Annotated in this window: 17 protein-coding genes and 1 tRNA gene; 8 read left to right on the forward strand and 10 right to left on the reverse strand. The window is 73.7% G+C overall.

Annotation, left to right across the window (positions count from 1 at the left end):
• Nucleotides 1-146: 146 nt before the first annotated feature.
• The gene (locus ACLU3S_RS09870) at nt 147-1,406 is read left to right on the forward strand and encodes a M6 family metalloprotease domain-containing protein (RefSeq protein WP_413951365.1); all 1,260 of its coding nucleotides are present in this window, start codon (nt 147-149) and stop codon (nt 1,404-1,406) included.
• Nucleotides 1,407-1,545: 139 nt separating this feature from the next.
• Here ACLU3S_RS09870 and ACLU3S_RS09875 read toward each other — a convergent pair.
• The 7 genes from ACLU3S_RS09875 to ACLU3S_RS09905 form a co-directional block, all read right to left on the reverse strand.
• A tRNA-Lys gene (locus tag ACLU3S_RS09875) sits at nt 1,546-1,619 on the reverse strand.
• A complete protein-coding gene (locus ACLU3S_RS09880; protein ID WP_413951366.1) occupies nt 1,610-2,179 on the reverse strand; it encodes a bifunctional DNA primase/polymerase in 570 nt (189 codons plus the stop codon). The genes ACLU3S_RS09875 and ACLU3S_RS09880 overlap by 10 nt, the downstream gene beginning before the upstream one ends.
• A 111-nt stretch (nt 2,180-2,290) precedes the next feature.
• Nucleotides 2,291-2,659 carry a hypothetical protein gene (locus ACLU3S_RS09885; RefSeq protein ID WP_413951367.1) on the reverse strand — a complete coding sequence of 123 codons (369 nt, stop codon included), beginning with the start codon at nt 2,657-2,659 and terminating at the stop codon, nt 2,291-2,293.
• A gap of 477 nt (nt 2,660-3,136) precedes the next feature.
• Nucleotides 3,137-4,483, reverse strand: coding sequence for an AAA domain-containing protein (locus ACLU3S_RS09890; RefSeq protein WP_413951368.1), 1,347 nt, complete (start codon nt 4,481-4,483; stop codon nt 3,137-3,139).
• The gene (locus ACLU3S_RS09895; protein ID WP_413951369.1) at nt 4,480-6,069 is read right to left on the reverse strand and encodes a hypothetical protein; all 1,590 of its coding nucleotides are present in this window, start codon (nt 6,067-6,069) and stop codon (nt 4,480-4,482) included. The genes ACLU3S_RS09890 and ACLU3S_RS09895 overlap by 4 nt, the downstream gene beginning before the upstream one ends.
• On the reverse strand, nt 6,060-7,367 hold the full coding sequence (locus ACLU3S_RS09900; protein ID WP_413951370.1) for a hypothetical protein: 1,308 nt from the start codon (nt 7,365-7,367) through the stop codon (nt 6,060-6,062). The genes ACLU3S_RS09895 and ACLU3S_RS09900 overlap by 10 nt, the downstream gene beginning before the upstream one ends.
• On the reverse strand, nt 7,264-8,208 hold the full coding sequence (locus tag ACLU3S_RS09905; protein ID WP_413951371.1) for a phosphatase PAP2 family protein: 945 nt from the start codon (nt 8,206-8,208) through the stop codon (nt 7,264-7,266). Before ACLU3S_RS09905 ends, ACLU3S_RS09900 begins: the two co-directional genes overlap by 104 nt.
• Before the next feature lie 215 nt (nt 8,209-8,423).
• Here ACLU3S_RS09905 and ACLU3S_RS09910 point away from each other — a divergent pair, with 215 nt between their 5' ends.
• Complete coding sequence (locus ACLU3S_RS09910) at nt 8,424-9,020, forward strand: histidine phosphatase family protein (RefSeq protein WP_413951372.1); 597 nt, start codon at nt 8,424-8,426, stop codon at nt 9,018-9,020.
• A gap of 45 nt (nt 9,021-9,065) precedes the next feature.
• Here ACLU3S_RS09910 and ACLU3S_RS09915 read toward each other — a convergent pair whose 3' ends face one another.
• Nucleotides 9,066-10,550 (reverse strand): hypothetical protein, encoded by a 1,485-nt coding sequence (locus ACLU3S_RS09915; protein ID WP_413951373.1) that lies wholly within the window; start codon nt 10,548-10,550, stop codon nt 9,066-9,068.
• Between the two features lie 266 nt (nt 10,551-10,816).
• On the opposite strand from ACLU3S_RS09915, the gene ACLU3S_RS09920 reads away from it, so the two are divergent.
• Nucleotides 10,817-11,230 carry a hypothetical protein gene (locus ACLU3S_RS09920; protein ID WP_413951374.1) on the forward strand — a complete coding sequence of 138 codons (414 nt, stop codon included), beginning with the start codon at nt 10,817-10,819 and terminating at the stop codon, nt 11,228-11,230.
• 34 nt (nt 11,231-11,264) lie between these two features.
• Nucleotides 11,265-12,131 carry a spermidine synthase gene (locus ACLU3S_RS09925; RefSeq protein ID WP_413951375.1) on the forward strand — a complete coding sequence of 289 codons (867 nt, stop codon included), beginning with the start codon at nt 11,265-11,267 and terminating at the stop codon, nt 12,129-12,131.
• Nucleotides 12,132-12,146: 15 nt separating this feature from the next.
• Here ACLU3S_RS09925 and ACLU3S_RS09930 read toward each other — a convergent pair whose 3' ends face one another.
• Nucleotides 12,147-12,653 carry a hypothetical protein gene (locus ACLU3S_RS09930; protein WP_413951376.1) on the reverse strand — a complete coding sequence of 169 codons (507 nt, stop codon included), beginning with the start codon at nt 12,651-12,653 and terminating at the stop codon, nt 12,147-12,149.
• A gap of 99 nt (nt 12,654-12,752) precedes the next feature.
• Here ACLU3S_RS09930 and ACLU3S_RS09935 point away from each other — a divergent pair, with 99 nt between their 5' ends.
• From ACLU3S_RS09935 to ACLU3S_RS09945, 3 genes are all read left to right on the forward strand, one after another.
• Complete coding sequence (locus tag ACLU3S_RS09935) at nt 12,753-13,457, forward strand: response regulator transcription factor (protein ID WP_413951377.1); 705 nt, start codon at nt 12,753-12,755, stop codon at nt 13,455-13,457.
• On the forward strand, nt 13,454-14,857 hold the full coding sequence (locus tag ACLU3S_RS09940; RefSeq protein ID WP_413951378.1) for a sensor histidine kinase: 1,404 nt from the start codon (nt 13,454-13,456) through the stop codon (nt 14,855-14,857). Before ACLU3S_RS09935 ends, ACLU3S_RS09940 begins: the two co-directional genes overlap by 4 nt.
• Before the next feature lie 109 nt (nt 14,858-14,966).
• Nucleotides 14,967-16,436: a cellulose binding domain-containing protein gene (locus ACLU3S_RS09945; RefSeq protein WP_413951379.1), complete on the forward strand. Its 1,470-nt coding sequence runs from the start codon at nt 14,967-14,969 to the stop codon at nt 16,434-16,436.
• A 117-nt stretch (nt 16,437-16,553) separates the two neighbouring features.
• Here the strand turns inward: ACLU3S_RS09945 and ACLU3S_RS09950 are convergent, their stop codons facing one another.
• Nucleotides 16,554-17,984 (reverse strand): GH1 family beta-glucosidase, encoded by a 1,431-nt coding sequence (locus ACLU3S_RS09950; RefSeq protein ID WP_413951380.1) that lies wholly within the window; start codon nt 17,982-17,984, stop codon nt 16,554-16,556.
• 975 nt (nt 17,985-18,959) lie between these two features.
• On the opposite strand from ACLU3S_RS09950, the gene ACLU3S_RS09955 reads away from it, so the two are divergent.
• Nucleotides 18,960-20,285 carry an ABC transporter substrate-binding protein gene (locus ACLU3S_RS09955; protein WP_413951381.1) on the forward strand — a complete coding sequence of 442 codons (1,326 nt, stop codon included), beginning with the start codon at nt 18,960-18,962 and terminating at the stop codon, nt 20,283-20,285.
• The last annotated feature ends 424 nt before the right edge of the window (nt 20,286-20,709 follow it).

Below are 20,709 nucleotides of genomic sequence, written 5' to 3' on the forward strand. Positions count from 1 at the left end.
TCCGTGAGTGTTTCGGGGGTGTCGAGCGCCGGTGTGCGCCGGAGCGCAGATGGGATGCGCTCACTCTTCTGGTGCAGGCAAATAGTGCAGAACAGATCAAACCACATCAATCTGGATTCGGGTCCGTCGAACCGTATCCGGAGGTCATGTCCGTGCCCATGCTGCGCAGCACCGCCGCCGTGTGCACCACGCTGTCGGCGCTGGCCGCGACCACGATCCTCTCCGGCCCGTCGGCCGCGGAGCCCTTCTCGACGGCCCCGTGCGCCCTGCACCGGACCGACGCCCACCACTCCGAGGGCGTCGACACCTGGAACCCCGACTACACCCGCCCGACCAGGCCGCTGGACGCGGTGATGGTGTTCCTGTCCTTCCCGGACGCCACCCCGCAGACCACACCCGCCGAGCTGACGGCCGACCACTTCCCCGGCACCAGCCGCTTCTACCAGCAGGCCTCCTACGGCAGGTTCGCGCTGCGCCCGCATCCGCTGACGCACTGGCTGCGGATGCCGCGGCCCTCGACGGCGTACGCCATACGGCGTGACTGGAGCGCCGAGGACCGGGCCGCCTACCTGCGGGACGCGTTCGCGGTGGCCGACAAGGACGTCGACTTCTCGCGCTACCAGATCGTGTACCTCGTCGCCGACCCGGACGCGCCCGGCGTGGACTCGGACGCCACCAAGGTCGTCAACCTGGACACGCCCCTGCACGTGGACGGCACGGACGTGCGCCGGGTGGTCACGGTGTTCGAGAAGCATCCGCCGGACCGGCTGGTCCTCGCCCATGAGACCGGCCACGTCCTGGACCTGCCCGACCTCTACCACCGCCCGGCCGACGGCAAGGGCGACTGGGACACCTACGTCGGCGACTGGGACCTGATGGGCAGCCAGTTCGGGCTCTCCCCGGACCTGTTCGCCTGGCACAAGTGGCGGCTGGGCTGGCTGGATCCGCGCCAGGTGGTGTGCGTGCGCGGCGCCGGTCCGACCCGCCTCACCCTGGAGCCGCTGGAGGCCGGTCCGGGCATCCCGGTGCAGGGCTCCGGCGGCGTGCCCGCCTTCGGGCTCGGCGACGGTGTGAAGCTGGCCGTCGTGCGCACCGGCCCGGACAGCGTCCTCGCCTTCGAGGCGCGCACCGCCGCCGGCAACGACCGCACGACCTGCCGGGAGGGCATCCTCGTCTACCGGGTGCGCAGCAGCGCGGCGTCCGGCGGCGGGCCGGTCGAGGTCGTCGACACCCACCCGCACACCGGGGCCTGCTCGGAGGACTCGGTCTACCCGCCCCTCGCCGACGCCCCGCTCGGCGTGGGCGAGAGCTTCACCGTGCCCCGGGAGAACGTGAAGGTGGAGGTGGAGGACCGGACGGCGTCGGGAGGCTGGATCGTCAAGATCACGCCGGGACTGAGCGGCTGACCTCCCGCCCGACGGCCGTCGCGCCGGCGCCGGCGGGGGTGCGGGTGGCACACCCCCCGCGCCGCGCGGCGAAACCAGGCGGAAACAGAGATGGCGAGCCGACCCCGTGCGTTACGGAGATGGCTCGCCATCGTCATCGTGCGCCGCCAGGGACTCGAACCCCGGACCCGCTGATTAAGAGTCAGCTGCTCTAACCAACTGAGCTAGCGGCGCCTGCTGACGTCGTAGACCTTAGCATCCTGATCGGCGGGAGGAAAAATCGATATGCGTACGGCCGCGCGGGCCGCCCGGACGGCCGCCCAGAGCACCACCTCGGGGCCGGGCAGCCAGGGGTGCCGGGTGTCGGGGGCGACGAGCCAGCGGGCGGTGCCGGGGGCGTCGTCGCCGGTCGGCGCCGGGACGGTCACCGCGTCCCCCGGGCCGTGGCACAGCAGCGGCGGCACCGCGTCCGTGCGGTGCGAGCCCCACTCCTCCCAGGCCAGCAGCGAGGGCAGCCGCTGGGCCGTGCCGGGCGCGGCGAACAGCAGCACGCGGCCCCGGAAGATCGCGACCGGGCCCGAGCCGGGCCCGTCGTCCCAGAGCCGGTCCAGCATCCGGCGCCCGAAGATCGCGGGGGCGCTCACCACGTCGAAGACGGTGCCGCAGGGCAGGACGACCGGAGCGTCCGGGCGCTCCTCCCAGAGGGCGAGCGTGCTTCGCGGATACGTTCCTGCCGAGGCGAGCCAGGTGACGCCGTCGGAGGTGGCACGGGTGACGTTCGGTGCGCTGCTCATGCCCACTACGTCTACCGGCCGTGAGCGTGCGACTCTGCTCGGTTGTGGAAAACCGGGACACGGGGGAAGAGAGGGAGTATCTTGCCCACCTGGCATATGCCCCCCGAGGGGTCACACCGGGTCCGCGGTCGTGCGTCCCTCGCTGTTCCCCCGCATCAGGTCACGGCCGAACTCGACCATCTTCTTGGCGTAGTCCTCGGTCCACTCCGCCCGCTCGGCGATGTCGGCGGCGGTCAGCCGGTCGAACCGGCGCGGGTCGGCGAGCTGGGCCGCCGCCATGGCCTGGAACTCCACGGCCCGGTCGGCGGCCGCGCGGAACGCCTGGGTCAGCTCGGTCGCCCGGGCCAGCAGCGCCCGAGGATCCTCGATCGACTCCAGGTCGAAGAAGTGCTCGGGATCGCCGGCCGCATCCGCGGGCTCGAAGAGCAGGGGCGCGGGGCGTAGCCGCGGTTCGTTCCGACGCGGCGTGGGCTCCGCCATGTCTTGTCTCCTCCTCGGACGGTCGGCAGGACCACCTTTCAGGTGGGCCACGGTCCATTGTCCCGCGCATACGCAAGGGGCACCCACGGCCTGCGGCCGATCCGGCACCGCCCGCCGGGCGCCGCCCTCCGCGTGCGGCTCATCCGGCGTGGTGCGGCGCCGGGCTCCGGGCTCTCGGCTCGGTGTGCGGCTCATCCGTGTCAGCGGCCCGCCGTGACGTGGTTGCCGGGTCACCCGGCGTGGTGCGGCTCCGGGCTCCGGGCTCGGTGTGCGGCTTGTGCGGCGTCGGCGGGTTGCCGGGGTCGGGTCACGGTTTCCAGGCCACCCGGTGTTCGGCCGGGTGGGCGAGGACCGCGTGGTTCGCCTCCCAGCCGTCGGGGGCTGTAACCGTTGGCCGCCTCCGGCGGCGTGCCGGACTCCGTCCGTCGGGTGCGGCGCTGAGCCGGGTGTCCGCCGATCTGGTGCCCGGTGTGCCGGTCAGGGTTTCCAGGCCACCCGGTGTTCGGCCAGGTGGGCGAGGACCGCGTGGTTCGCCTCCCAGCCGTCCGGGAACTTCACGAGCGTGCCCAGCTGGACCGGTTCCGTGGAGGGGTAGTCGTCCAGGAGGTCGCCCACGCCGGCTCGGCAGACCACGATGCACGCGTGGCGGTGGCGGGAGGCCAGGACACACAGGCGGCCGGTCTCCAGGTGGAAGGCGGTGGCGTCGGGGCGGCCGGAGAGCGGGTGCAGGACGACCGTGACGTCGTACTCACGGCCCTGCAGGCGGTTCGCCGTGTCGACCGTCACCTCCTGGACGCCGAGCTCGGCCAGGGCCGCCCGGACCGCGGCCGCCTGGTCGCGATGGGCGGTGCCGACGGCGATGCGGTCCGCGGTGAGCGGGCCCGGTTCTGTGGAGCGCTCCGAGACGGCGGCTCCGCCGCGGTCCAGGAGGCGCCGGACGACCGCCGCCACCGCGCGCACCGCCTCCGGATCCGTGCGCGGGGTGTGCCGGGCGGGCAGCTCCAGCAGGCCCCACCCGGACACGGCGGCCTCGTCGATCACCCGGTCCGGGCCGGAGCCGTCGGACGGCACCGCGAAGGTCAGGCGGCGGTCACCGTGGTCGGTGCCGCTGCGGAACGGGGTGTACGGGTAGAACGCGTCCGAGACCAGGGGGGCCGCCGAGGCGGGCAGCCGCCAGGACACCGGGAGGCGGTGCTGGGGGAGGTCCGGGTTGTGGGCCAGCAGGGTGGTGACCGCCGAGGCCGACGGGTCGTACGACAGACCCGCCCACTGCTCGCTGCCGACGATCGCGAACGGGTCCAGCTGGCCCGGGTCGCCCACGAACAGCGCCCGCTCGAACAGGCCGGCCACGGCGAGCAGGGAGTCCGAGCGCATCTGGTACGCCTCGTCCACGATCGCGTGCGGCCACGGCTCGTCCACCCTCACGTGCGCCCACTTCGCGGCGGTGGAGAGGACGACCGGCAGGCCGTTCAGGTCGGCCGCCCTGGCGGACGTGCGGACGTTCGGCAGGTCGTCCAGCGCCTTGTCGTACGCGTCGGTGTCGCTGCTGTGCAGGCGGCCCACGGGCAGCTCGCGGTTCTTCTCGGCGAGGCGCTGGACCAGGTCGTCGACCTGGGCGTTGGTCTGCGCCACCACCATCAACGGGCGTCCCGCGTCGGCGAGTTCCAGCGCCGCCCGGACCACCAGCGTGGACTTGCCGGCGCCGGGCGGGGAGTCGACCACCACGCCCCGCTCGCTGCCGCGCAGCGTGTCGCGGAGGATCGCGTCGGTCGCGCGGGCGGCCGCGGCCGCCGGGTCGAAGCCGACGGTGTCGGCGGTCGTCACAGCACGTCCTCCTCGGTCACGGGATCGGCGGCCTCGGGCACGGCCTCGCCCGGCGGGCCGCCGTGCGTCCACGGGGTCCGCTCCGGGTCGGGCAGCTTCGGCCCGCCGCGCTGCTCGTGCTCGAAGACGGTGAAGCGGACCAGGTCGCCCTTCTCCGGCACCGAGCCGGGCTCCGGCTCCTTGCCGCGGCCCATCTTGTCGAGGATCCGCAGCACCAAGACCCCGTCGCCCTCCTGGCCGACGAACTCCGCCGACTGCGGCCTGCCGCCCAGCGAGCGGTACACCTTCGCCCGCTCCGCCAGCTGCGGCCGGTCGTCCGTGCGGACCGTCACCAGCGGGCGCGGGCTCGGCCGCCTGCCCTCGCTGTACGCCATCACGACGTCGGTCACCTCGCCCGCGAACGCCTCACCGGCCAGCCGCCGTCCCGCCATCACCAGCGGATCGTCCAGCGCCTCCTGCGCCTCCAGCCGGGCCTGCTCGCGCTCGCGTGCGGCCAGCTTGTTCGCCGCCGTCACCGCGTCGTCCCGGCGCGGCTGCGGGGGCTCGCCGGCCAGCACCCGGTCCCGGTGGCCGGTGAACGACCAGCGGTCGCGCGTCCAGCGCTCCTCGACGTGCGCGCCCTCCGGCAGCGCCCGCAGCAGGTCCAGACCCCGCCACACCGCGTCCCAGGTGGGGCGGGTGCGGCTTGCCACCAGGTCGCGGATCTCCCGCTCCGCCCTGGTCAGCGCGGCGAGCCGGTCGTCGGCCTCCAGCGGGTCCTCGGCGGCGGCCAGGGCGCCGCGCGCGCGGTCGTAGCGCTCGATGGCCGGGGCCAGCAGCCTGTTGTCGAACGCCGGGTCGGTGGCCGGACCGGCCGGCGGGCACAGCAACTGGCCGTCCGCGTCCCGCGCCAGCTCCGCCCGTCGCGCGGCCTCGGCGCCGCTGCTGCCCTCCGGGGGGTCGATCCACGCCAGCAGCGCGCCCAGGTGCTGGTCCTCCAGTCCGGACTGGCCGGTCGCCCAGTGCCGCGCGAGCACGTCGGTCAGCGCGAGGAGCAGCGAGGAGCCGGGCACCCGGGACCGCTCCCCGTAGTGGGTCAGCCACCGGCCGAGCAGCGGCACCCGGGGCGGTGCCGGGTAGGGCGTCTCCGGGTCCTGCTCGGCGGTACGGCGAAAGCGCATGGAGCGCCCGAGCAGCCGCACGAACTCCAGGCCCGCCCGGCTCGGCACGATCAGCTGGGGCGCGTCCGCGCACAACTCGACCTCCACCTTGACCCGCTTGCCGGTCTCGGGGTCGGTCTCGGTGCGCTCGGCCGCCTCCACGGTCTGTGCGCAGGAGTCGATGTACGGCAGGACGACGTCCGCCAGTTCGGCGAGGAACGCGAAGCGCAGCTCGCGGTCGCGGGGCTGCGGCACGGCCAGCAGGCGCGGCGCGTCCCGGTCGGTGCCCACCAGCGCGCCCAGCGGGGCGCCGGCCTCACCGGCCGTGGTGAGCGGTACGAACACCAGCGGGCGCTCGGACAGATGCCGGTGCCGGACGGTCGCCGCGGGCTGGGCCCGGCCGCTGCCGACGGCCTCGAGACGGGCCAGCGTGGTGATCAGGGACACGGGGTCACCCCCGCGGCGGCCAGTGCCTCCGCGCGCAGGGCCGCCGCCCGGCGCAGCGCCACGACCGCCGGGTCGTCCGGGTCGCCGCGCTCGCCGCGGGCCGCCGCGAGGACGTCCTCGACCGTGTCCAGTCCGCCCAGTTCGGCGCGCAGCGGCCGGCCGAGGCGGGTGACGGCGCCGGCCGCCTGGGCGCGTTCCCGGCAGTGGAAGGCCAGTTCGCACGCGGACAGGCACTCGGGCGCGTACGTCGCCGGGACCGCCGCCACGGCCGCCGTCAGTTCCTCGGCGCTCCGGTCCGGCGCGAAGCAAGTGCCCTCGGGCAGCGAGTCGGCGATCTCCTCGATCCGGGTGAGCCGGGCCAACTGGCGCGCGGTGACCGCCCGCTGCTTGCGGACGTCCACGGCGGACGCGGCGGGCAGGTTGGAGAAGTCCTTCGGGCACACCAGCAGCACCCGGTGACGCACGCGCGGAGCGGGGGCGCCGTCAGGGGCGCTCCGCCCGTGGGGCGCCCCGGCCGGTGCCGAGGGGACGACCGCGCTCTCCCCCTCGGGCCTCCCCGGGCTCTCCCCCTCGACGCCGGCGGGCCCCGCCGGCTCCGCGCCGAGCCGGGCGGCGACCTCCTCCAGGGCGAGCACGTACACCGCCGCCTGCCGGGCGGCCGCGCCCACCTTCGCCGGGTCCGCGGAGCCGTCCAGCATCGGGAAGGACTTGATCTCCACGACCGACCAGCTGCCGTCCGGGTGCACCACGACCGCGTCCGGCTCCAGGAACGCGAGGGAACCCGCCACCTGAAGCGCGAGCATCGGGTGGTCGAGGAGCGTCCAGCCGCCGGCGCGCACGGCCTCGCGCAGCGCCAGCGCCGTACGCGCCGTGCGCCCCTCGGGGCCCTGTGCGGTCAGGTCGGGCACGGCGGCGCCCTCCGGCGGCGGGGCGCCGGGGTCCAGGCGGGCGTGCGCCAGCCGCAGCAGCTCCGCGCCGCCGTCCGCCTTCACCTTGGCCTCGAACGCGTTCCCCCGGGTCAGCGCGAACTGCGACTGCCCGAAGGCGGACGGCGCACCGAGCGCGCTCGCCAGCCGGGCCTTGTCCACCCCGGCGCCGTCCAGGATCGCCCGCCTGCGGCACCCGGGGTTCGCGGCGAGCGCCGCGAGGGCGCGCGCGTCCAGGGCCTTGGCCGGTACGTCGGGGCCGCGCAGCTCAGCGAGCCGGTGCCGCAGCCCCTTCGCCCGCGTCCGCGGTGGAGGCGTCCGGCTCGGCTCCGCCGTCGAGCTGCGACTCGCGCTGCCGTGGAATTCGCTCACCCGCGGAAGTCTGGCATCCGGCACTGACAATCGGGGAACCCGTGCCGTCCGCGGCCGGGACGGCGCGCCGGAGCAGTCGGGCCCGGACCGCGTCCGCGGCCCGCATCACGTGCGGCGCGAGCACGAGGCCGACGCCCATCACGGCGACGCCCGCGACCGCGTCCAGGAGGTAGTGGTTGGCCGTGCCCATGACCACCAGCGCGGTGCCCAGCGGGTAGAGGACGCCGAGGACCTTGGTGAGGCGCGTGCCGCCGTACCGCCAGAGCATGATCCCGCACCACAGGGCCCAGCCGACGTGCAGGCTCGGCATGGCCGCGTACTGGTTGGTCATCCCGCCCAGGCCGCGCGGCGCGCTGGCCTGGCTGCCCCACCAGCCGTACGAGCTGTAGTGGGCCATGGTGTCCACGAAGCCGTGGCCCGCGGAGAGCAGGCGCGGCGGGCAGGTCGGCAGCAGCGTGAAGCCGATCAGGCCGATGAACGTGGACGTCATCAGCCAGGTGCGGGCCCGCCGGTAGTGCTCGGAGCGGGCCCGGAACAGCCACACCAGGAGCGCGGGCGTGATCAGGTAGTGCAGCGAGGCGTACCAGAAGTCGGCCGGGATCCCGAGCCACGGCTCACGCGTGAAGAGCCGGTTCAGCGGGTGCTCGGCGTTCAGGTGCAGCAGCTTCTCCAGGCGCAGGATCGCCAGGCCGTGGTCGACGGCGCCCTGCACGTCACCGCGCGCGAGGAGCCGGCCGGCCGAGTAGCAGCCGTAGACCAGCAGGATCAGGGGCAGCTCGGTCCACCAGCGCAGCCGGGTGCGGGGCACCACCTCGGTGCCCAATGTCTCGGTCTGCGGCATCCGATCGCCCGCCCCCTTCGCTGTACGGCGCGCCGCCCGGTGAGCGACCGTGCCACTTTACGGTGTGCGCATCTCGCCCATGAGGGCGCTCCGGCCCACAAAGACGTCGAGACGGGCCGCCGGGTTGCCCCGGCCGGGGGTGGGCGATGATGGAGAGGCCTCACCTGCTGTTTCCGCGGCGTCCGTGTGGCGTCCGTCTCCCGGAAAGGTCTCCCATGGCTCCGCGCATCCTGCTGGCCCGGCACGGGCAGACGGCCTGGTCGCTGTCCGGCAAGCACACCGGCAGGACCGACGTGCCCCTGCTGGAGGAGGGCCGGCGCGGGGCCAAGCTGCTGGGCGAGCGCCTCCACGCCGCACCGCTGGACGGGCTGCCCGGGGCGGAGGTGCGGACCAGTCCGCTGTCCCGCGCGCGTCAGACGTGTGAGATCGCCGGGTTCGGCGGGCGCGCCGAATGCTGGGACGCGCTGCTGGAGTGGGACTACGGGGCGTACGAGGGCATGACGCCGGCCGAGATCGGGGCGGTGCGGCCGGGCTGGCTGATCTGGCGGGACGGCGTGCCCGAGGGGGAGAGCCTCGCCGAGGTCACCGCGCGCGCGGACGAGGTGGTCGACTGGGCCCGCTCCGCCGACCGGGACGTCCTCGTCTTCGCCCATGGGCACATCCTGCGGTCCATCGGCGCGCGCTGGCTGGGCCTGCCGGTGGACTTCGCCGCCCGGATACGGCTGAACCCGACGTCACTGTCCGTGCTCGGCTGGGCCTACGGCGAGCCGGCGATCGAGAGCTGGAACGACACCGGGCACCTGCCGGACTGACCGGCTGCCCGGTGCCGGCGACGGCCGGGGGCCTCCCACCGGGGTTCAGGCCCTGCCCGTTCTCGGCATGGACGCATGCCGGTCCAGGAACTCCGAGACCCCCGACGCGCGCCGGTGCGGCAGCAGCACGCGCGCGGTGCCCGCGAGCATGCTCTGGATGCGGGACGACTGGACCTGGTCCAGCAGGGACAGCACGCGCAGGCCCGCGGCGGCCGCCTCGTCGGGACGGCCCTCGCGCGCGAGGTCGTCGGCCAGCTCCGCGGTGTAGAGCGCGATGTTGCGCGTGAAGTGGGGATCCTGCACCTCGGCGGCCCGGCGCGCGTGCCGGGCCGCGCGCCCCCAGTCGCCGAGCATGGACCAGCACTGCGCCTCGAGTCCCTCCAGTTCGGCCTCGCCGTAGAAGCTCATCCACTCGGGGTCGGCATCGCAGTGCCCGCGCTCGAACAGGGCCTGCGCGCGGGCCAGGGCCTGTTCGCAGCCGGTGCGGTCGGCGAGCCCCGCCCAGCCGCCCGCCTCGCGCAGCGCCAGCAGGGACATCAGCCGGGCCGAGCCCAGGGGCCGCGCGGCGCGCTGCGCCGCCTGGGCGGCCCGCACCGCTTCCCTGGGGCGGCCGGAGTCCCGGGCGAGGAACGCGGTGTTGCAGAAGGCGTGCGCCTCCAGCCCCGCGTCCCCGGTCATCCGGGCCGTCGCCAGGGCCTCGGCGTAGTGCGAGCGGGCGTCGTCGAAGCGCCCGGAGTCATGGGCCAGCCAGCCCACGGAGATGGCGAGTTCACCCGCGCCCGCGTGCAGCCGGTCGACCGTGGTCTGCCGGGTGGCGCCGGCGTCCAGCAGCGCGTACGCGGCGCGCAGGGGAGCCGCCGCGCGGCGGTAGAGGCCGTCCGCGCCGTGCCGGTCGTCGAGCAGCCGGATGCGGCGGACGGCCTCCTCCAGGGCGGCCGCCTCGGGGCTTCCGGGCCGGCGCCCGGGCCGGACCGCGGCCAGGGCGTCCGTGGTGAGCCGGAGCGGGCCCAGCGTGGCGGCGGCCACCGTGGCGCCTCCGCCGGTCATGAATGCGCGACGCAGCACGTCGCTCTCCTCGTGGTTCGGATGGTCTTTCTCGTACGGCTCGTACCGGTCGTACGGGTCCTGCCTGTCATACGGCTCGAACGCCTCCCACGTCTCAGCGGCCCCACCGGTCCCGGCCGTCGTGAGCTCACCGGCGGTGGGCTCCGGCGGTCCGTCCGCCGCCGGGCGCGCCGCGCGTCCGCGGACGGACGAGCGGGGCGCGAAGCCGAGGTCGGTGAGCGTGCGGCCGGGGAACATGTGCAGGAACACCCGTTCGTACGCGTAGTTGGGGCAGCGGATCTCGCCTGCCTCGACCCGCCCGACGTAACGCGCGTCACAGCACACCCGCTCACCGATCTCGCGCGCGGCCCGCCGCACCAGCGCCGCGAACTCGGCCGGTGAGCGCCGGCCGCGCAGCTGCCGGAAGGCGAGATTCGGCCGGGGTGGCCGGTCGGGCTGTGACGAGGTCACCGTTGACGACGCCATGGCCGGGTCCTCTCGTGCGAACCGTCGAACCATTGCCGCAGCCGGGGCGGTTCGGGACGAGTTGTCCGTGTGACGCCCTGGTTCCGGCGGGCATGAACGTACCGGCTGTGAAGGACTCGCCACGCTGTGTTTGGCTACAAACCGGATATCTCATCCACGATCTGCCATGAACTGCCATCCTTTGCGGCGCACTTGCGCCGTAGCCGTTGACGCGCTCGCGCGTTGGGCTCCATGGACCGCAACAGGGCTGTGTGGTGGAGGCCGGCATGGAGACCAGCCAGAGCAACGAACCGTGCCCGTCGCCGTCGTCGCCGACGACGGCCGAGGGTGACGAGGCGCCGTGCGACCTCGTGACGGTGCCGGCTCGGCAGGGGCTGGAGGCGGTCGACATCCTGCGCCGTGCGGACGCGGACGCCGTGGGGCCCGTGCTGCACGACGGCGGCTGCGACACCCTCGGCTTTCTCGTGCCGGCGGGCACGGCGGCCTGCTGGGACGTGCCGGGCAGCACCTGCACGGAGACGGACGGACGCGGGCTGCAGCTGAACCCCGAGCCACCGGTCGCGGGATCCGACTGGCTGCTGCCGCCCGGCGACGCCGATCTCGCCACCGACCCGGTGGTGCTGCGCCGGGCCCTCGGGGAGGCGGCCCGGCTGATCGAGGCGGCCGACAACTGCCGGTGACGCGGTCGCCCGCGGGACCTGCGAAAATGGGCCGATGGGCAGGTCCAGGAACACACGGCGCAGATCGGCCGCCGAAGCCGTCGAGGAGCCGGTGGACGGCGGGCTTGCGCAGCTCATACCCGATCCGGACCACGGCCGGGCCTGGACACTGCTGATCGACGGCGCCCCGCAGTCGCACGTCGACCTGGACGACCCGGCCCGCCTCTCGTTCGAGTACCAGCGCCGCCTCGGCCATGTCGTCGACCTCGCCGCCCCGCCCGGCAGACCCGTGCACGCCGTGCACCTGGGCGGCGGCGCGTTCACCCTCGCCCGGTACGTCGCCGCCACCCGCCCCCGCTCCACCCAGCAGGTCGTCGAGCGGGACGCGAGCCTCGTCCAACTGGTCCGCCGACTGCTGCCGTTGGACCCCAACGCGCGGATCCGGGTGCGCTCGGCCGACGCCCGCGCCGGGCTCGCCAAGGTGCCCGACGGCTGGGCGGACCTGGTCGTCACCGACGTGTTCAGCGGCGCCCGCACGCCCGCACACCTGACCTCCACCGAGTTCCTCGACGAGGTCCGCCGCGCCCTGAAGCCCTCGGGTGTCTACGCCGCCAACCTCGCCGACGGGCCGCCGCTCGCGCATCTGCGCGGCCAGATCGCCACCGCCGCCGCCCGGTTCGCGGAGCTCGCGCTGATCGCCGACGCGGCCGTGCTGCGCGGCAAGCGCTTCGGCAACGCGGTCCTGGTCGCCTCCGACCTTCCGCTGCCGCTCGCCGAGCTCACCCGCCGCGCCGCCTCCGACCCGCATCCCGGCCGGGTCGAACACGGCAGGCAGCTCACGGACTTCACCGGCGGCGCGCCGCCCGTGACCGACGCGGCGGCAGTGGCATCCCCGGCGCCGCCGCCCTCGGTGTTCCGCTGAGCCGCCGCCGTACGCTCAGTAGGTGCCGATGTCCACGTGCGGCGGCCCGTCGTGCCAGGTGCACATCACCGACACCCGGTCCGTGCCCCGGCTGAACTCCACCCGGATCCACGTCTCCGTCTTCCACACCTGCATCGACCAGCCGGTGCCCGGCGTCGCCGAGACGAGCGTCGCGCTCGCCGGGTCCAGTTCGAACACCGCCCGGCCGCCGTCGGTGTCGTACGCCTTGACCCGGCCCGACGGGGTGGCGGACGGCGGGGCGGCGGGGCCGCGGGCCGGCGCACTGGACGGGGTGGGCTTCGGCGGCCTGGCCGACGGGCCGCGCGACGGGGACGCCGAGGGTGCCGGGGAGGCCGGTGCCCTGTTGCCCTGGGCCGTCGCCCCGGCAGCCGTCACCGGCAGCGCGCGCGGCGGGTCGTACGCCGTGGCCGCCATCACCGTGTGCACACCCCACCACGACAGCGTGACCGCCGCTCCGGTCGCGAGCAGCCACGCCAGTACGTGAACGAGTCCTCTGCGCATCAGCGCCATCCTGCCCCAAGACTCCCCCGGGTTGTCCACAGGAACGGAGTTGTCCACAGGTCCGGACCGGGTGCCGCCGCATGGCGTACGGTGCGGCGCATGGCAAGTGTGCTCGTGGTCGAGGACGACCAGTTCGTACGCTCGGCGCTCATCCGGCACCTGACCGACGCCTCGCACACCGTGCGCAGCGTCGGCACGGCACTGGAGGCGCTGCGCGAGGTCGCCCATCTCCGTTTCGACCTGGTCATCCTGGACCTCGGACTGCCCGACCTGGACGGCTCCGAGGCCCTGAAGATGCTGCGCGGCATCACGGACGTGCCGGTCATCATCGCCACCGCCCGGGACGACGAGGCGGAGATCGTCCGGCTGCTCAACGCCGGTGCGGACGACTACCTCACCAAGCCGTTCTCCGTCGAGCACCTCTCGGCCCGCATCGCGGCGGTGCTGCGCCGGACCCGCTCCTCGGGCGGCGAGAGCCCGCCCTCGCCCGTCATCCGGGTCGGCGGCCTGACCGTCGACCCGCTGCGCCGCCAGGCCGAACTGGACGGCGCCCGGCTCGACCTGACCCGCCGCGAGTTCGACCTGCTCGCCTTCCTCGCCGGCCGGCCGGGCGTGGTCGTGCCGCGCAAGGAACTCCTCGCCGAGGTCTGGCAGCAGTCCTACGGCGACGACCAGACCATCGACGTCCATCTGTCCTGGCTGCGCAGGAAACTGGGGGAGACGGCCGCCCGGCCGCGCTATCTGCACACCCTGCGGGGCGTCGGCGTGAAGCTGGAACCGCCCGGAGAGGTGACACCGCGATGAGGTGGGCCCTCGTCAAGGTGTGCCTCGCGGTCACCACGATGGTCGTGGTCGCCTTCGCCGTCCCGCTCGGCCTGGTCGTCAAGGAGATGGCCCGCGACCGCGCCTTCTCCAACGCCGAGCGGGAGGCCGCGGCGGTCGCGCCCGCGCTGTCCATCACCACCGACCGGGAGAAGCTGGAGCGGGTGGTGGCCTCCGCCGGCGCCGGCTCCCAGATGGCGGTGCACCTGCCCGCCGACGGCGGCCGGGCCGCGCTCGACCTCGGCCCGCAGCACGCCGCCGAACGCGACATCGAGGCCGTGCGCAAGCTCGGCCGGGCCTCCACCACCTCCGTCCGCGGCGGCTCCACCCTGCTGCAGCCGGTCGCGCTCGGCTCCGGCTCGATCGCGGTCGTCGAGGTGTACGTCCCCGAGTCCGAGGTGACCAACGGGGTCGGCACGGCCTGGGCGGTGCTCGCCGCCGTCGGCCTCGCGCTGATCGTCGGCTCGGTGGCCGTCGCCGACCGGCTCGGCGTACGCATGGTGCGGCCCGCGCAGCGGCTGGTGGAGGGCGCGCACGAACTGGGCGAGGGCAAGCTGGGCGCCCGGGTCCCGGAGGAGGGGCCGGACGAACTGCGGCTCGCGGCCGTCGCGTTCAACTCCATGGCCGACCAGGTCGTCCAACTCCTCGCCAACGAACGGGAGCTGGCGGCCGACCTCTCCCACCGCCTGCGCACCCCGCTCACCGTCCTCCGGCTGAACGCGGCCTCCCTGGGCGCCGGCCCGGCCGCCGAGCAGACCCGGACCGCCGTCGCCCAGCTGGAGCGCGAGGTCGACACCATCATCCGCACCGCGCGGGAAGCCAAGCCGCAGACGGCCGCCCTCGGTCCCGGCGCGGGCTGCGACGTCGCCGAAGTGGTCCGCGAGCGCATGGAGTTCTGGTCCGCGCTCGCCGAGGACGAGGGCCGCAAGTGGCGGGTGGCCGGCGTGGAGCGGCCGGTGCGCATACCCGTGGCCCGGGCCGACCTGGCCGCCGCGCTCGACGCCCTGCTCGGCAACGTCTTCCGGCACACCCCGGAGGGCACCGCCTTCGCGGTCGACGTGCACAACGGCGAGGACGCGGTGATCGTGCTGATCTCCGACGCGGGCCCCGGCATATCCGACCCCGAGGCGGCGATGGCCCGCGGCCGGGGTTCCGGAACCGCGGGGTCGACCGGCCTCGGCCTCGACATCGTGCGCCGGCTCGCCGAGTCCACCGGCGGCGACGTCCGCATCGGCGCCTCCGTCCTGGGCGGCACCGAGATACGGATCTGGTTCCAGTTGGACGGACGGAAGCCGGTGGGACGGATTCACCGGGGGGCGGTGCGGCGGCGGCGATCGGGCAAATTGGTCTCGACCTTTAACCGCTCCCGATCCCTTCCTTAAGCGAAGCCTAAGGTCTTCAACGACCGTCCGCATCAAGCCGTTTGTCCGATTCCGGCTCGCTAGCGTGCTGCCGCACCACTCCCCGTGATGAACGAAGGCAGGCACGCGCATGAGCAGCACTCACCGGCGCAGGATCAGTGGCAGGAACAAGGCGATAGGCGGCGTCGTCGCCGCGGCCGTGGTCGGGGGCGGTGCCCTCCTGCTCACCGGGACCGCCAACGCGGCCGCGGTGAACGCCGCGTTCACCAGGACGAGCGACTGGTCGACGGGCTACACCGGCCAGTACGTCGTCACCAACAACAGCGGTGCGCAGGAGAAGACCTGGACGCTGGAGTTCGACCTGCCGGCGGGCGCCAGGCTCTCCTCCCTGTGGAACGGCGAGTCGAGCGTGAGCGGGCAGCACGTCACGGTGCGGCCCGCGAAGTGGGACACCGAGGGCCTCGCCCCCGGCAAGTCGGTGACCGTCGGCTTCGTGGTCAACGGCAGCGGCACCCCGACGGGCTGTCGCATCGACGGTGCCCAGTGTTCCCCGGACGGCGGCCCGACGCCCGAACCGAGCGGCCGCCCCACCCAGTCGCCGTCCCCGACCGCGAAGCCGACCGGGAGCGCGACCCCGACCCCCACCCCGACCAGGACGGCGACCCCCACCCCGACCGCCACCGGGACCACCGGCAGCGGCACCACCACCTCCGCCGGCTTCGCCCCGTACGTCGACACCTCCCTCTTCCCGGCCTTCGACCTCCTCGGGGCCGCCGACGCGACCGGCGTGAAGAACTTCAACCTCGCCTTCGTCACCGACGGCGGCGGCTGCACCCCCAAGTGGGGCGGCGTGACCGACCTCACCAGCGACGCGGTGGCCGCGCAGATCGGCTCCCTGAGGGCCAAGGGCGGTGATGTGCGGGTCTCCTTCGGCGGCGCCTCCGGCTCCGAGCTGGCCACCACCTGCTCCTCGGCGGACGCGCTCGCGGCGGCGTACGGCAAGGCGGTCGACGCCTTCAAGCTCACCAAGGTCGACTTCGACGTCGAGGGCGGCGCGCTGCCCAACACCGCCGCCAACACCCGCCGCGCCCAGGCCATCGCCAAGCTCCAGCAGCAGCACCCCGGCCTGGACGTCTCCTTCACCCTGCCGGTGCTGCCGCAGGGCCTCACCCAGGACGGCGTGAACCTGCTGTCCGACGCCAAGTCCAACGGCGTGAAGATCTCCGCCGTCAACATCATGGCGATGGACTACGGCCCCTCGTTCAGCGGCGACATGGGCGACCTGGCCGAACAGGCCGCCACCGCCACCCAGGCCCAGATCAAGAGCGTGCTCGGGCTGTCCGACTCCGCCGCCTGGAAGACCGTCGCCGTCACCCCGATGATCGGCGTCAACGACGTCTCCTCCGAGGTCTTCAAGGTCGACGACGCCACCCAACTGGTGAACTTCGCCAAGTCCAAGGGCCTCGGCGGGCTCTCCATGTGGTCCGGTGCCCGCGACAAGCAGTGCGCCGGCGGCGCCAAGCCCACCGCCGACGCCACCTGCAGCTCGATCGTCCAGGACAAGTTCGCCTTCTCGAAGGCGTTCGGCGCGTTCCACTGACGCCCACACACCGGGCGCGTTCCACGGACGCGCACACACCGGGCGCGTTCCACGGACGCGCACACACAGCGAGGGGCGCGGCACCGCGGAGGGGTGCCGCGCCCCTTTCCCGTCGGGTCAGGCCACCCGCTCCACCGGCGGCAGCGTCCCGCTCCGCGCCGCCTCGCCGTACCAGCGGGCGCTCGACTTCGGGGTGCGGTCCAGGGTCGCGTAGTCGACGTACACCGCGCCGAACCGCTTGCCGTAGCCGTAGGCCCACTCGAAGTTGTCCATCAGGGACCACAGGTAGTAGCCGCGCACGTCGGCGCCGTCGGCGATGGCGCGGCGCACCGCACCGAGGTGGCCGTGCAGGTAGGCGATGCGCTCGGGGTCGTGCACGCTTCCGTCGGGGCCGGGCTTGTCGTCGTAGGCCGCACCGTTCTCCGTCACGTACAGCGGCAGCCCCGGGGCCTCCCGGGAGTACCGCGTGATCAGGTCGTACAGGCCCGTCGGGTCGATCGTCCAGCCCATCGCGGTGCGCTCGCCGGGGGTCTGGTGGAACAGCACGCGGTCGGCGCCCGGCCAGGGGGAGTGGTCGCCGCCGCCGTGGCCGTCCGCGCGCGGGCCCTCGACCTTCTCCGGGGCGGCCGAGACCAGCGTCGGGGTGTAGTAGTTCAGGCCCAGCGCGTCCAGCGGCGCGTGGATCGTGCGGACGTCGCCGTCGCGGACGTACGACCAGTCGGTGATCGAGCTCGTCGCCTCGAACAGGGACGCGGGGTACTGCCCGTGCAGCATCGGGCCGTGGAAGACGCCGTTGGCCAGGTCGTCGATGCGGTGGGCCGCCGCGACGTCGGCGGGGTCCCGGGTGAGGGGCCGTACGACGGAGGAGTTCAGGCTGACCGCGATCCGGTTGCGCGCCGGCATCACCGACCGGAGCGCCGCGGCGGCCAGGCCGTGCCCCAGGTTGAGGTGGTGGGCCGCGCGCAGGGCGGCCGCCGGGTCGGTGCGCCCGGGGGCGTGCACGCCGGAGCCGTAGCCCAGGAAGGCGCTGCACCACGGCTCGTTGAGGGTGATCCACTGCTCCACCCGGTCGCCGAGGGCCTCGCCGACGAGCTGGGCGTACTCCGCGAACCGGTGCGCGGTGTCCCGCTCCGGCCAGCCGCCCGCGTCCTCCAGCTCCTGCGGCAGGTCCCAGTGGTAGAGGGTGATCGCCGGCTCGATGCCGTGCGCCAGCAGCTCGTCCACCAGGCGGCGGTAGAAGTCCAGGCCCACCTGGACCGCAGGGCCCCGGCCCGTCGGCTGCACCCGGGGCCAGGAGACGGAGAAGCGGTACGCGTTCAGGCCCAGCCCGGCCATCAGCGCCACGTCCTCGCGGTAGCGGTGGTAGTGGTCGACAGCGATGTCACCGGTGTCGCCGCCGGCCGTCTTGCCCGGGGTGTGGCTGAAGGTGTCCCAGATCGAGGGGGTGCGGCCGTGCTCCCGTACCGCCCCCTCGATCTGGTACGCCGAGGTCGCGGCGCCCCAGAGGAAGGCGGGAGGGAAGCTTTCGGTCGACGCGTCAGCAGGCATGGAACCGCTCCCATGGGTCGGATGCGTCCTATTATGCATGGGAGCGCTCCCATAGCCAACCCGCGACCGGCCGGTAGGGCTCGGCCCTCACCTCCTGGTCGGTGAGCAGGGCTCGGCCCTCACCTCCTGGCCGGCCGGCAAGGCTCACCCTCAGCTCTCCGTCGGTCGGCAGAGCCCGGCGTTCAGCTCCCGACCGGTCGGCAGGGCCCCGTCCTCACCTCCCTGCCGGTCGCCAGGGCCCGGCATTGGGCTTGGCGTTCAGCTCCCGACCGGTCGGCAGGGCCCCGTCCTCACCTCCCTGCCGGTCGCCAGGGCCCGGCGTTCAGCTCCCGACCGGTCGGGAGGACCCCGTCCTCACCTCCCCGCCCGTCGGCAGGACCCGGCTCTCACCTCTCGGGCCCGTCGACAGGGGTTCAACCCTCACCTCCCGTCCGGTCGGTAGGGGTTCAACCCCCACCTCCCGTCCGGTCGGTAGGGCTGATCGTTCACCTTCCGGCGTCCCTCCGGGAATCCGGAGATTCCGCCGCCGTAAATCGGCGCGTAACCCCTCGCGCGTGCGGGCCGGGCGGCGAATTCGGCCCGCTTATCGTTGTTGACCTGGGAAAATGCGGGAAGGCGTGGGGCGTTGAGTCGGCCTGTGACGTCGTGCTCTGCGACACATTCCCGTGACGTGCGGAACACGCTTGGGCAACAAGGCTGTTTTCAAGTCTTGACACCGGGCCCGACAACAAGGAGTCTTCCGGACGTGCCGCATGGGAGCGGTTCCACGGGATGACCGGGACCCTCTCCCGTGTGGGGCAAAAGCACCGACGGCCCTTCCCTCCAACTCGCATGGCACTCCGTTGACCAGCACCTTCACAGCGCAGAGCGCTGTGGGCTGGCCGCTGCTCGAACCGAGAGGGCAGGTCACAAACGCCGCATACCGGCGGTCTGATTCCTGAGGTCACGTTCCCCACTGGAACTAGGAGTAGTGGAATGCGTATCACCCCCACCGGCGGCCGTCGTGGCCGCAGAGCAGCGGCCCTGACCACGACGGTCCTGGCGGCCTCGGCGTTGCTGCTGACCGCCTGCAGCAGCAACGACAACGGCGGCTCGGACGGCACGGATGCCAACGGGAACATCACGCTGAAGGTCGCCGACTTCGGTCAGTTCGGCTACAAGGAAGCCGGCCTGTTCGCGAAGTACCACCAGCTGCACCCGAACATCACGGTGAAGGAAGACACCACCGCCAACGAGCAGGACTACTACCCGAAGCTGCTTCAGCAGCTGAACACGGGCAGCGGTCTGGGCGATGTCACGGGCATCGAGGTGGGCCGCATCACCGAGGTCGTCAACACCCAGGCCGACAAGTTCGCCGACCTGAGCAAGTCGATCAACGTCAGCGACTGGGTGTCCTGGAAGGAGAAGCAGGCCACCACGAAGGACGGTGCGGTGATCGGCGCCGGCACCGACATCGGCCCGATGTCGCTGTGCTACCGCACCGACCTCTTCAAGAAGGCCGGCCTGCCGACCGACCGCGAGGCCGTCGCCAAGGCCGTCGCGGGCGGCTGGGAGGACTACATCAAGCTCGGTGAGAAGTACAAGAAGAGCGCGCCCTCCGGCACGTACTTCATGGACTCCGCCAGCGCCATGTACAACGCGGTCGTCAGCTCCTCCCCGAAGCAGTACTACGACGCGGACGGCAAGGCGGTCTACAAGGACAGCGCCTCCGTGAAGCAGGGCTGGAACCTGGCCGCCGAGGCCGCGTCGAAGAAGCTGTCGCAGGGCCTGCCGCAGTTCACCGACGCCTGGACCGCGGCGCTGCGCAAGGGTTCGGTCGCCACCGTGGCCTGCCCCGCCTGGATGGCCGCGCAGATCTCCACCAACGCCGGTGACGCCTACAAGGGCAAGTGGGACATCGCCCACGCCCCCGGTTCCACCGCCGCCAACTGGGGCGGTTCGTTCCTGGCCGTGCCCAAGCGCGGCAAGCACGTCAAGGAGGCCACCGACCTCGTCAAGTGGCTGACGGCCCCGGAGCAGCAGGCCGCGGTGTTCAAGGCGGTCGGTGTCTTCCCGTCGAACAAGGGCGCCTACGAGCTTGCCGACGTGAAGAACGCCAAGCTGCCGTACTTCAACGACGCCCCCATCGGCCAGATCTACGCCGACGAGGCCAAGTCCATCCCCGAGGCGGTGCTCGGCGCGAAGGACGGCGTGATCAAGGACACGATCTCCACGCAGATCAACAACATGGAGCAGCGCGGCACCAAGCCCGCTGACGCGTGGAAGGCCGCGACCGAGACGATCGACAAGGCGATCGGCTGACGCCCCGGTGCGGGCGGCCCACCGGCTGCCCGCACCGCGCCCGCGCGGGGACCGTACCCCGGTTCCCACGGCGGGCGCGCAGGCCGTGCCCGCCACGCCACCGGCTGTATCGCCGGCCGTACGGACTCGGGCCCGCGCACCCGGTCAGACTCTGCCCCGGGTGCGCGAGCCGGAGCCCGTCCGCCACGAGAACGCGCCGGACGCGGTGAGGACGGCGCCGAGAGGCGACGCGGGGCATCCCCACGGAGCCGGGCCGGGTGCCCTGCTCGGTACGGCGGGAAGCACCCTCCGTCGCCCCCCGTTCCACCCGGCGGGGTCCGGAAGCCTGCGGCCGGACCTCGCCTCACCCGCACGTCAGGCCGCAGCGTGGAACGAACCGTGACGATCCGCGCGGGGAGCGACGGGATGGGCGCCCGGCCCGCGA

It is taken from the genome of Streptomyces sp. AF1A, from assembly GCF_047340315.1.
In the GTDB taxonomy this organism is placed as follows: domain Bacteria; phylum Actinomycetota; class Actinomycetes; order Streptomycetales; family Streptomycetaceae; genus Streptomyces.